General features: G+C 41.8%; 1 protein-coding gene. It reads right to left on the bottom strand.

From position 1 onward, the window contains the following. On the bottom strand, positions 1 to 209 hold a 209-nt coding region (locus FRY97_RS23070), incomplete at its 3' end, for a hypothetical protein (protein WP_211356977.1). Positions 210 to 239: the final 30 nt, after the last annotated feature.

Here is a 239-nt window from a genome sequence, read left to right as displayed (position 1 = left end):
AATAGCCTTTGCAAGGCAGATTTATTTTTTTCCAGTTCTGGGTCGATTTCGAAGTTGGATAAAAATAAATCCAGTATCAGCTCATTGAAATACGAGGTCTTTACGTTAGCTAAAGAAAATCCATTTCTTAGTTCTACGTCCTGGTCCAGGTAGTGGGCGGCCTTGGCTACTCCAACCGCCGTCAAGGAGGTGTTGAAATGGAAATGCATCTTCTTTTCATCTCTGGATTGACAGTGAGT

It is taken from the genome of Phaeodactylibacter luteus, assembly GCF_007993045.1.
Classification (GTDB): Bacteria; Bacteroidota; Bacteroidia; order Chitinophagales; family Saprospiraceae; genus Phaeodactylibacter; species Phaeodactylibacter luteus.
This window is presented reverse-complemented; position numbering and strand designations above follow the sequence as displayed.